Annotated in this window: 8 protein-coding genes; 1 reads left to right on the forward strand and 7 read right to left on the reverse strand. The window is 61.2% G+C overall.

The features are described 5' to 3' along the window. The first annotated feature begins 21 nt into the window (after positions 1 to 21). Entirely contained in the window at positions 22 to 4,854 is a 4,833-nt protein-coding gene (locus HV782_RS03965; protein ID WP_186747495.1) for a DUF4329 domain-containing protein, read from the forward strand. Positions 4,855 to 4,908: 54 nt separating this feature from the next. On the opposite strand, the gene HV782_RS03970 is transcribed toward HV782_RS03965, so the two are convergent. The 7 genes from HV782_RS03970 to HV782_RS04000 form a co-directional block, all read right to left on the reverse strand. Next, positions 4,909 to 6,282: a PepSY-associated TM helix domain-containing protein gene (locus HV782_RS03970; RefSeq protein WP_186747493.1), complete on the reverse strand. Its 1,374-nt coding sequence runs from the start codon at positions 6,280 to 6,282 to the stop codon at positions 4,909 to 4,911. A gap of 152 nt (positions 6,283 to 6,434) precedes the next feature. After that, positions 6,435 to 8,555 carry a TonB-dependent copper receptor gene (locus tag HV782_RS03975; RefSeq protein ID WP_186747491.1) on the reverse strand — a complete coding sequence of 707 codons (2,121 nt, stop codon included), beginning with the start codon at positions 8,553 to 8,555 and terminating at the stop codon, positions 6,435 to 6,437. Between the two features lie 85 nt (positions 8,556 to 8,640). Further along, positions 8,641 to 9,093 (reverse strand): DUF2946 domain-containing protein, encoded by a 453-nt coding sequence (locus tag HV782_RS03980; RefSeq protein WP_186747489.1) that lies wholly within the window; start codon positions 9,091 to 9,093, stop codon positions 8,641 to 8,643. Positions 9,094 to 9,114: 21 nt separating this feature from the next. Next, positions 9,115 to 9,591, reverse strand: coding sequence for a copper chaperone PCu(A)C (locus HV782_RS03985; protein WP_123471016.1), 477 nt, complete (start codon positions 9,589 to 9,591; stop codon positions 9,115 to 9,117). A 48-nt stretch (positions 9,592 to 9,639) separates the two neighbouring features. After that, the gene (locus tag HV782_RS03990; protein ID WP_123471018.1) at positions 9,640 to 10,038 is read right to left on the reverse strand and encodes a DUF2946 domain-containing protein; all 399 of its coding nucleotides are present in this window, start codon (positions 10,036 to 10,038) and stop codon (positions 9,640 to 9,642) included. Positions 10,039 to 10,135: 97 nt separating this feature from the next. Beyond that, a complete protein-coding gene (locus HV782_RS03995) occupies positions 10,136 to 10,426 on the reverse strand; it encodes an addiction module antidote protein (RefSeq protein ID WP_003221244.1) in 291 nt (96 codons plus the stop codon). 3 nt (positions 10,427 to 10,429) lie between these two features. Next, positions 10,430 to 10,732, reverse strand: coding sequence for a type II toxin-antitoxin system RelE/ParE family toxin (locus HV782_RS04000; RefSeq protein WP_186747487.1), 303 nt, complete (start codon positions 10,730 to 10,732; stop codon positions 10,430 to 10,432). Between the last annotated feature and the right edge of the window lie 9 nt (positions 10,733 to 10,741).

Here is a 10,741-nt window from a genome sequence, read left to right on the forward strand (position 1 = left end):
TCTTTCAGCAGGATCTTTATCATGAACGATGTGTCAGGACGCACCGAACGCGCCGCAACCCCCTCCGGCAGAACCAGACTGCCGCCACTCAGTCCGGGATTTCTCACGCAAGAGGATGCTGCGTACTGGGTGCATACGAGGATTCCGCTAAAGGCGAAAAAGGAATACGGCAGCTTGATTCTGCTGCGACCGGATGGAAAGTTCGTCGCCAGTTCACCTGTGCCCGGAGACGCAACCACCTTCGATATGAGCGTCCTCGTCGACTTCGATGCCTCCGGCGATCTCCAGCCGCCAGCAGGCTATCGTTTTGCCGCAAACGTCCACAGCCATGTCGCGTTACACGCAGAGGTTGGCGAGGCTTATCCAGAGCTGGATGAGATGGGGCTGCGGCTGTTCGTCAATTTCTTTTCCGACGTCGACTTTATGGGCGATGTCGACGGCCGGGCCTGGTTTCGCAGCGCCTATCTGTCCGGGCCTGACGGAACATTGCTCAAGTACACTGCCAGTGGTTCAGAGGCGGAGCGTGAGTATTACCGTTGGCATGAAGCAGGCGCGCGGCCGGGCCGTGAGCCATGGACGCGTGACGCGTTGAGCATCATCAATAAACTGGCCATGCTCGGTGAGCTGAAGGTCCTTGTGTCGAATGCCGACTGGGGGTACTCGGTGGGCGTCGTACCGCCTGACTGGCAACGCGGGCAGGGATTTTCTACGGGCAAGGTGACTGAGTTGCCGCTGATGACGCGCGTTTGCGTCAGTGCCGATCGGGCCGTGCTCGCTGCGTTGAAATCCAGAGGTGCGCAGACCGCCGGGCTGGTACTGAAAAAACTCACTGGCGAAGAGTATGTCGCGACCCATGCGCGTGCGGCCGGGCTGTCCGCTTGGGACCCGCAGAAAATCTTTCCGGTGGGCCGTGACGGGAAATTGAAACTCCCCACAGGCTATGCGCTCGAGGGTTTTTACTGTGCCTCCCGGCCGGATCCTGTGCGCACATCCCCTGCGCAGGCGTGGCTGTACGAGAACTTCTTCACACCGCAGGAAATGGCACTAGCCATTGCAAGTCGTGATCGCGCCCGGCATCTGGCAGCGCCCGACAGGCCCTTGGCGTTGTACCTGCAGACCCGTGATGCCGCGATGTTGAAGTACACCTTCAGCGGCGATCCGGTCGAAACCGCAATGAGCATCGAGCAAGCCGATGGCAGCGTCACCGATCCGGGACTGCAATCGAGGTTGCTGGCCGGGACACTGCGACCGCGTGAGTTCGTGTCGATCCTGGTGATCAGTGGTCGGCTGGACGTTCTGCGAGGCAGTGCGCTGTGGCCGCGGCTGGGGCGCGTAGATCTGCAATGGCAGCCCTTTGCGAATTTCCCCTGGCCAGGTCTGAGTGATGACTTCCTCTCGGCCGAGGATGCCGTTCGATATGCACACGAACAAGTCGGCAATCGGCGTGATCGTACATTTGTCGGTTACGTCTTTCAGCGCAGCGCCGACGAGCGCTTCGTGGTCACCGAACCCCTCGCGGGTGACATTGAGACGCTTGCCTCGGGCGGTCTTTATCCGCGGGACCATCATGGGCAGACCATTTTTCCCGATGACCATGTGCTGCGCGGTCGATATGTGTCGCACGGGGCGCTGTCGCAGCTCGAACCGGTGGTGATTGACAGTTTCAAGTGGACGCACGAAGAAGCGGCCCTGAGCCTGCAGATGTTGAATGTCGATGAGGTCCGGCAGGCATGGCTCGACAAAACTGCGCTTTATGTCTCAGGGGCGGCGAACAGTCTGCTCAGGTATGAACTGTCCGAGGGCGCCAGTGGCCGAGAGCTTGCCGCCCTTTTGGGGACACGTGAAAATCCCGGTTCGCTGGCGTTGAAACTTGCCAGTGGTGAACTGCGACCGCAGGACTTTGTCCGCCAGCAAGCAGCGGCCGGCCGGTTGACGGTGCTGCTCGACAACCCCCTGTGGGGATATCGCGGTGATGTACCTGCAAACTGGGCCATGATGGCGGTGCCGTTGGCAGGAACATCCGTGCCAACCACACCGGACCCTGCACTGCCCGATCAACTGCCGGCCCCCCCTGCCATGCTTCCGAACAGGCCATTGGACCTATCGCCGATTTTCTCCCGCGGCGAATTTCTGTCGACATCAACGCTTGCCTGGAAACGCCCTGACAGGGTCGCCTGCGGAGCGGTTTTTCCTTCGGCGGATGAGGCGGCGCAGGATCAGTCCGCGCGTGCTGCGCATTTGCAGGACGAAACCCGAGCGTTGTTCGGATTTATCCTCAAGCATCGCGAGCGGGAGGAGTACGTCGCCACTGAAGGGGTGCCCGTCAACGACCGTGGCGACAATCTGTTTCAACTGGGGACATTGTTTGGCATAGGGCTTTCAGAGTCCGGCTACCACTACCCGGACGGCTTCAGTCTGTACGGCAACTTTTACTTGCACCATGAGGTGAACGGTCTCGCCAGCGGGACAAGCGCGTGGCTGGCACGGCATTTTATTTCGCCGGATAACCTGACGGTGGCGATGTACTACTCGCCCAGTCGTCCGGTGCGCCCCTCTGGTCTGCCCGCCGCGTTGTATATCAGTACTCAGGACGGTGCCCTGTTGAAGTACGTAAGAAGCAGCGCGAGCAAGCTGTTCCATGACGATCTCTCCAGCCGGAGACTTGAAACCATCAAGCAAGACCTGGCATCAGGTCAGTGGCGGCCAGTGGACTTCGTCCACGAGGTTGCCGGCAGCGGTGAACTGTCTGTCCTGCGCACGAGCCTGTGTTGGGATCGGGTCGGACGGGTAAGCAGTGCCTGGAAACCCTTCGCGAACCTCGAGCGTCGCTGGCTCGGCCCGGTGTTCCAGAGTGCTGACGATGCGGCGGTACATGCCCGTCTGCAAGTGCCGGCCTCCGCCGACGGTCCTTATGGCGGAGTGATTCTGAAAACCGCCGAAGGCCTGTTTGTTGCCACGCTGCCGATCAAGGTGTCCCGGGAAAACTTCGATGTCACCGAGGTGTTCCCGTACGAAAGTATCAACGCCGGACTGGCTCCGGCAGACTGCTACATCGTTGCACGTTACCGCTCGAGAGTCCGGCGAGAACTGTCGGTGATTTTTTCCGGACCCGACAAGCAGCTTTACCTGAATATGCTGTCGGTCGACACCGTCTACTCGGCATTCAACCGCACGATGCCGGGGACGTGGGACGAATACCTGTTCGCGCCCGACGGTTCGTTGATTCGCTATCAGGCAGGCCTTTGGGACCGCGTGCTCGCCGACCTGTCACTATCCCTGACCGACACCGGCCATGTGCCTCCTTCGCTTGATGCCGAGACCGTCAGGCAGCGCATCCGCAGCGGCGCATTGAAGATGAATAAATGGGTCGGCTCGCTGGCCGAGTCCGGCTATTTGCACGTGGTGGTCGGCAGCGATATTTGGGGCGCGCCCCGTCATGTCACTCGCTGGGTGCCCTTCGCTGCGGATTTGCTGCCCATTGCCGATTACCACAAAGCCACCCATGCACCGGTCTGCAGTTCATTGTTCATTCAGGCCGATGCCGCCGCCACGTATGTTCATGAGGCGGTCGTGAGCCGCGATACGCTGACCTTCGGTTTTATCCTGCGCTCCGAGAGCAATGCGTTCATTGCCAGCCTGCCGATTGCGGCGCAGGGTTCGCGGCTGGCGCTGGACCGGGTCTTCGAGCAGGGGCGGATACACTACGGTCATGGGCTGGAGGCTATTTATCTGCGTGCATCCTTTCCGCCGTTGGGCGCGCGGCACAATGACGTGCGCAGTGTGTTTCTTTCACCGACCGATGTCTTGCAAGCCTGCCGACGGGCCAACACGCCCCAGGGCTATTTACCCATCTACATTTCCTGCGCCGACGGGGCACTGTTGAGATTGCAACTGCATGCCTTCGAACCCGGTGAGTTCTACGACAGGCACGGGCAGATCGAACTGCGCCCCAACACGTTCGATTCGCCCGCGCAGGCGGCGAACGATGAGCGTGACATGGCCAAAGGCACGTTCGTGCTTGCCGATTACGTGCGTCGAATGGCCCGGGCGGGCAAGCTCGACGTGCTGCAAACCAGCGAGTATTGGTCGCGCCTGGGCTGGATTCGCGAGGAAAGAGAACCTGTCGAGGGCGAGACTGCCGACGATGAAAGATGGCGCAACCATCCGGAGCCCGCGTTGGGGCCGGTGTTCCATCACGCCGACGATGCCGCCCGCCATGCCGGCAGTCGAACCGGCGAACCGGTCATCGACCGAGGGTACGAAGGGGCAATACTGGCGCACAGCACGAGCAATCGCTTTGTCCCGCTCGAACCGGTTGCCGTTTCGGCGCGTCAAAGCCGCCCGCTGGCACGGATATTCCGCGCCTCCACGGATCCGTCGACCGGTTGGCGCAACCCCGCCCCGCGATACCCTGAGGGCTTTTCCCTGGTTGCCAGTCATCAACTGCACCTGTCCGGGAACACCTCGCTTGGTGTCGATTCGGAGCACGTGCAGGCCAACTTCGCCTCGCCGGCTCAGCTACAGGCGCATACCCATCAGCTCAAGGATCAGGGTTTCGCGATCCAGACCTACTACTTTTCAACGCCCCACGGCGTTTTGCTCAAGTACATCCCGGTCTATACAGCCGCCGAGAGGAAGTTGCTGTCGACCCGGCAGGTGGCGTATGAAAAGGGCCGATGGGTCACACGGCTGAGCCCCGGCGAGTTCATTTCCAGGCTTGGGGCGCTGGGCGAACTGTCAGTACTGGTCGCCGGCCACTACTGGCGCCAGACCGGGCGACAGGGTGCCACCTGGCCGATTGGCCGTCAGCAACCGCCCAGCCCGGGCATTGTTCGCCGCAGGGATGAGTTGTAGGCGCCGATCAAGGCCGCTTGACGCGGGTGACAGGTGTCACCCGCGTGCAAGGGGTCAACCGGGCAGATCTGCCGTTTGCTGACCGAGTCGCGCCAGCAAAAACCGGTCCAGCAACCACACCACCACCAGCGAAGCCCCCACCAACGGAAACACCACCGCCAGCGCGAGCATGATCACCACGCCGGTTTTCCATTTCGGCAAGTCATGGCGCAGCGGTGGTACGCCGAATTTGCCCTGTGGTCGGCGCTTCCACCAGATCACCACGCCACTGACGGCACTGAGCAGAATCATCAGGCAGATCAGCAGCACGACGATCTGGTTGAAGGTGCCGAACATCTTGCCTTCGTGGAGCATCACGCCGATTTCCGTGGCGCGGGCCACCGCGCCGTACTGTTCGAATCGCACATCGGCCAGCACCTTGCCGGTGTATTGATCGACGTGCAGGGTGGCGTCGTTGCGCGGGTCATCGGCGAACACGGCAATGGTGAATACCCCGGTGGCGGTCTTCGGCAGGGTGATGCTGTAGCCCGGCTCGACCTTGCGTTCAATCGCGATGTTCTGCACGTCTTGCAGGCTGATGGCCGGCGCAGCGGGGCCGTGTTGCATGCCGCCGTGGGCCATGTGTTCGGCATGGTCGCCGGACATCGGCATCGGCGTGTTTTCCATCGCCCACGGCACGGTCTGGCGCGCGGCGTTGTTGAGGCTGCCGGCCTCGACGTCGGAGGTCGGCACGTTGTTCCACATGGCGGCGGGGAACACGTTCCAGACCTGGGCGTACTGCTTGCCCCAGAACCCGGTCCAGGTCATGCCGCTGAGCAGCATCACCAGCAGCAATGCCGCGCCCCAGAAACCGGTGACCGCGTGCAGATCACGCCACAACACGCGCCCGCGGCTGTTCAGCCGAGGCCACAAAATGCCCGCGGCCTGGCCGCGCGGCCACCACAGGAACACCCCCGACACCACCAGCACCACGCCCCAACCGGCGGCCATTTCGATCAGGCGATCACCGACCGTGCCGATCATCAACTCGCCGTGAATGGCGCGGGCGATGGCTTGCAGATTCCGCTTGGCATCCTGTTCGCCAAGGATGTCGCCATGGTAGGGGTCGATGAACACGTTGAGTTCGTGTTCAGCGTTCTTGACCACGAACTGCGCGCTGCGTCCGGCGTTGGCCGGCGGCAGGTACTGGGTGATCTGGCCCTGTGGATAGGCGCTTTTCACCCGTTGCAGCAAGTCATCGGCGGGCACGCTGTGGTGACCGACCGGGACGTTGAGCAGGCTGCTATACATCAGTGAATCGAGTTGCGGTTTGAACAGATAGATGATGCCGGTCAGGGCCAGCATCACCATGAACGGGGCGACGAAGAGGCCGGCGTAAAAATGCCAACGCCAGGCCAGGTTGTAGAAATTCGGTTTGGGCTGTTTCATCACGTGTGCTCCGCTTGGCTTGGATCTTTTAGTTGTTCTGCAACCCTTGTGGGAGCGACTTGCTCGCGAAGGCGTCGTATCAGGCTGCATCTATGTTGGATGTGCCGTTCCCTTCGCGAGCAAGCTCGCTCCCACAGGGTGGGATTTGACTGTTAGAAGCTCATGTCGACCTTGGTCCAGAGCGTGCGCCCTGGTTCATTGATCGCTTGCGGGTCGTTGGCCGGGTAGCCGAATCCGGCGTTACCCGCCAGGTTCAGGTGTTCGGCGTAAGCCTTGCCGAACAGGTTGTCGACGCCGCTGCTGACCTTCCAGTTTTTGTTGATCCGATAGGCGCCGTTGAGCGAGAAGACGCCAAAGCCGCCGCTCTTGTCGTAGTCCTTGCCGACGACGTTGCCCTTGTTCTGGTCGATGCGGTGTTGCGCCGCGACCACCCGCCACAGCGCCCCGGCGCTCCAGTTGTTTTCGCTGTAGGTGAGGCCGAAACGCGCATCCAGCGGCGGCATTTGCGGCAGGGCTTTGCCATCGCTGCTGTTTTTGCCCCAGGCGTAGGCCAGGGTCGCGTCGGCTTTCCAGTGATCGGTGAGCTTGTACGCCGCACCGAGTTCGCCGCCCATGATCCGCGCGTCGATGTTCTCCGCGCGCGAGCTGCTCATGCCCATCATCGTCGGCGTGTAGTCGAACAGGATGTAGTCGCGCACCACGCCGATGTAGCCCGAAGCCCAGGCTTCAAGGTCGGCATTTTTGTAGTTCACGCCGAAGTCGAGCTGGGTGGTTTTCTCCGGTTTGATCGAGTCGAACGCATTCACCGAACCGGCCGGGCCGGACTTCGGTGAAAACAGTTCCCAGTAATCCGGGAAACGTTGCGCGTGGCCGAGACCGGCGTAGAGGGTGGTCGGGCTGTCAGCCAGGTCGTGCTCGTAACGGACAAATCCGCTGGGCAGGGTGTCGGCACGGGTGTCGTCGGCGGTCGGGTTCGGCCGGCTCATCATTCCGGAACCGGTGGTCTGCCGATAATCCTTGGCCGAAGCGCGGTCGACCCGCACGCCGGTGATCAGACGATCACGGTCGGCGGCGTACCAGGTCATTTCGCTGAACACGCCGTAGTTATGGAAATCGGCGTCCTTGGTGTACGGCAGGTCCTTGTAGGTGTCGATGCCCATCGCGCTGCGTTGGCGATGTTCGTTGGTCTGTGCGTCGAGCCCGGTGATCAACTGGATGTCGGCCCAGCGCCAGGTCGCCTTGATCCGCGCGCCGAGGGTGCGCCGGTCGACGTTGGACGCCATGGGCCCGGCCATCATCCCGGTGCCGGACGGCGTGCGCAGGGTGTAGTTGTCCATCACGTGGTCGGCGTAGTTGTAGTAGACCTGCGCTTCGAGTTTTTCCAGCACATCCGTGATGTTGGACTTTTCGAAGCGCAGGCCGAGGCTTTCGCGCAGGAACTGCGAACCGTCCATGCCGCGTCCGGCGTAGCGCGCCTCGCCGTCGCCCTTGCCGGCGGTGAGTTCGATCAGGGTGTCGGCGTCCGGGGTCCAGCCGACGGCGATGTCACCGTTCCACTTGTCGTAGCGCGAGGCGACGATGTCATTGTTGCCGTCGCGGTAGTCATCGGAGTGCGCGGTATTGCCGATCACCCGCACGTAACCCAACGGCCCCCCGGCCGCAGCGTCGACGACTTTGTCGAAGCGGCCGTGGGAACCGGCGAGGATGCTCGCATTCACTCGCGTACCGAGTTCACCGAAACTCTCCGGCTCACGGTCGAAAAGGACGGTGCCGGCCGACGCGCCGGGGCCGTACAGCACGGTTTGCGGGCCTTTGATCACCGTGAGTTTGTCGTAGGTTTCCGGCGAGATGTACGAGGTAGGCGCGTCCATCCGGCCCGGGCAGGCGCCGAGCATCATGCTGCCGTTGGTGAGGATGTTCAGACGCGAACCGAACATGCCGCGCAGCACCGGATCACCGTTGGTGCCGCCATTGCGCACCAGGGCGAAACCGGGAATGGTTTTCAGGTAATCACCGCCATCGCTGGCCGGCACCGGTTGGCGCGGGTCCTTGGGATTGGTGACGATAGTCAGCGGCGAGCTCGGGGCGAGGGCGGTGATCACCGTTGGACTGAGTTCTTCGTTGTGACCGGCGTGATCATCGGCCAGCACCAGCGGGGACAGCAATACGCCGCAAAGGACGGCGGTAGCGTGCGAGAAACGAATACGCGATGCGTTCAGCGCGAAGGACGCCTGAGCTGCGCTCAAACGTGGAACAGCGGAAAACCTGGACATGACAATTTCCATCAAACAGTCGTAAACGACACGGGCGGCAGCCTGGAGCTGTCTTTTCAACCGTGTGCAATCAAAGGTGCGGTGTTTACGCGGCGACGGGCGGGGCGCGGGTGCGGGCGCCAGGGAAGAAGGTTCGCCGGGCATGACCCAGGCGCGGGGAGGGCGGGGTGAACGTGTTGACGTGGGCGATGCTGAACGTGGTGAAACTGCCACCACCGGTCAGCGCCGGGCAATTGAACAGCAGGCTGCAATAACCGCATTTTTCCCACAGAACGTGGTGCGAGGATTGCGGCGGGCAATGTTCGGCGCCGGGCTGCGCGTCTTGACCACCGTGATCCATGCCGGGCATGTCCATGCTCATCGACATGTCCATGCTCATCGGCATGGACGTCGAGGCGTGTTGATCCATCGGCATCGACTGAGAAATCAGCGGGCCGATGAAGATCATCATCATGGCGAACAGGGCGATCCAGCTACCGCGGGTCAGAGTCTGGCTCTGGCGATGCCTGCTGGACGCCCCGGCGCGTTGCGGGCGCACGGGCGTGGTCAGCCGGATCGGTTACTGGGCGTGATCGTGCGTCTTGGTTTCCGCTGGCTTCTTCTGCACGGCAACCTCGACGGTCACGTTACCGGCCTTCTCGAAATGCAGGGTCAGCGGGAAGCGTTTGCCGTCGCTGAGCAGGCTGCGGTCTTTGGGGTTGAGCAGCATCACGTGATAGGCCATCGGCGCGAACGTCACCTTGCCGCCGGCAGGGATCACCACGTTGGGCACCTGCTGCATTTTCATCAGATCGCCCTGCATTACATGCTCATGCAGCTGCGCTTGGTCAGTGATCGGCGAATCGACGCTGAGCAGGCGGTCGTCGGTCTTGCCGGGATTGCTGATCACAAAGTAAGCGGCAACGGTCGGCGCATTGGGCGGCAGTTCCTGCGACCACGGGTGAGCGATTTCCAGCTCGCCGGCCTTGTATTCGTGGGCATGGGCGAAGCACGCAGGCAGCAACAGCGCAGCGATGACGAAGAGTTTGTTCAACATGGCAGTTCTCCAGAACGATTTGATACGCAGGTCAATTGCGAGAACAAATCAAACCAGAGGCGAGGCGCGGGGGTTGAGGCTCGGCCATTGCTGGCGCGGTGTCGGTGTTTGCAACGAGGGTGGCGCCACGCTGCGATTGCTTTCGTAGCGGGCGAAATACAACTGCGGTGTATGACCCGGCAGCGCCACCAATGGCGCCGAGCCCGAGCAGCACCAGCAATGCTGCATGTTCGAATGAGTGTCGTTGTTCGGGGCCTTCTGATCGGTGGCACCGATGTCGATCGCCACCATCTTCGTCCCGCTGCCGGTGCAGAAACTGCTCCACAGCAATTGTTCGGCCGGTGAACTGGCCGCCTGCGCCATCGCCCCCGTCATCGGCATGGCGAGCATGTTGAACAGCACTGCGAAGCAGGCGATCCAGGCAAATGCGAGCCGGTGTCGGTTCATGGGACAGATCCGTTGGGTGGGCGATCAGGCGCCGCTATTTAGCCTGATCAGGGCCGATAAGTAAAAAGGCGTCGTGCGGTTTGGTGTCGCAGATCAATCAAACCGCGACGGCGTGCAATCTCAAACCCAAAGCCTTCATGACCTTCATGATAGTTGCGAATTCGGGGTTACCAGTGCTGCTCAGCGCTTTATAGAGACTTTCACGACCCAGGCCGGCATCACGTGCCACCTGTGTCATGCCCTGAGCTCGGGCTATGTCATTCAGTGCTGCACGGATGAGTACGCCATCGCCTTCATCATCATCAAAGCAAGCGTCCAGATACGCCGCCATATCCTCGGGAGTTTTGAGGTATTCGGCGGCGTCGAAACGGGTGAATTTTTCGGTCATGACTTACTCCTCATTACCGATGCTATGTGCCATTTGTACGGCGCGCTTGATATCACGCCGTTGTGTCGATTTATCGCCCCCGATCAAAAGCAGATAAATCACTTCGTCTCGACGAGTGAAGTACATCCTGTAACCAGGACCGTAGTGAACACGCATTTCGTAAACGGTGTCACCGACAAAACCGTAATCGCCAAAGTTGCCATGTTCGGCTGCTCGAAGTCTGGAGATGATTCGGCCTTTGCCGATGATGTCTTTCAACGAGTCGAGCCATTCGGAAAATACACGGGATCGTTCAAGTTCGATCATGTCAGGATC

Origin of the sequence: Pseudomonas monsensis (assembly GCF_014268495.2) — a bacterium.
Classification (GTDB): domain Bacteria; phylum Pseudomonadota; class Gammaproteobacteria; order Pseudomonadales; family Pseudomonadaceae; genus Aquipseudomonas; species Aquipseudomonas monsensis.

Coding starts and splice junctions, on each gene's coding strand:
- HV782_RS03965 (WP_186747495.1), top strand. CDS start 22: ATGAACGATGTGTCAGGACGCACCGAACGCGCCGCAACCCCCTCCGGC.
- HV782_RS03970 (WP_186747493.1), bottom strand. CDS start 6,282: ATGAAACAGCCCAAACCGAATTTCTACAACCTGGCCTGGCGTTGGCAT.
- HV782_RS03975 (WP_186747491.1), bottom strand. CDS start 8,555: ATGTCCAGGTTTTCCGCTGTTCCACGTTTGAGCGCAGCTCAGGCGTCC.
- HV782_RS03985 (WP_123471016.1), bottom strand. CDS start 9,591: ATGTTGAACAAACTCTTCGTCATCGCTGCGCTGTTGCTGCCTGCGTGC.
- HV782_RS03990 (WP_123471018.1), bottom strand. CDS start 10,038: ATGAACCGACACCGGCTCGCATTTGCCTGGATCGCCTGCTTCGCAGTG.
- HV782_RS03995 (WP_003221244.1), bottom strand. CDS start 10,426: ATGACCGAAAAATTCACCCGTTTCGACGCCGCCGAATACCTCAAAACT.
- HV782_RS04000 (WP_186747487.1), bottom strand. CDS start 10,732: ATGATCGAACTTGAACGATCCCGTGTATTTTCCGAATGGCTCGACTCG.